The sequence below is a fragment of the Rhodococcus sp. 1168 genome (genome assembly GCF_002091955.1).
Classification (GTDB): Bacteria; Actinomycetota; Actinomycetes; order Mycobacteriales; family Mycobacteriaceae; genus Rhodococcoides.
The window spans coordinates 1-341 of record NZ_MKKY01000009.1; the positions used below are offsets into that span (position 1 = coordinate 1).

1 protein-coding gene is annotated in these 341 nt (G+C 64.5%); it reads left to right on the plus strand.

What is annotated here, in order from left to right; translation table 11 throughout:
* Nucleotides 1–169 (plus strand): transposase (locus tag BJI47_RS23575; protein ID WP_176224608.1); only part of this gene is annotated, 169 nt, incomplete at its 5' end.
* Between the last annotated feature and the right edge of the window lie 172 nt (nt 170–341).

A 341-nucleotide genomic window follows, 5' to 3' on the forward strand; every position in this document is an offset into this window, starting at 1 on the left:
CGCCCGGCGGTGGGAACCGAAACGCATTCGCCTGCGGGTGTTCTCGGTCGCCGGACGTATCGCCGGTCATTCTCGCCGCAAGCACCTGCGCCTGTCGAAGAATGCGACATGGTCGACGTTGATCGTCGCAGCACTGGCCCGGTTGGCGGCGCTGCCCGCACCTGCCTGACCAGAATTCACCCGCCCATTCGACCCGAAAGAAACCGCCTCGGACCGTGGAACCGAGCGCCCGACCGATCGACATCGGCGACTTCATCCTGCCCGATCGCCGAGATCGCGGTGACAGCCACAATCTCGAGGGGTTCAGGCCGACACGTCAGCAGGAAGAAAGATCGAGGCTA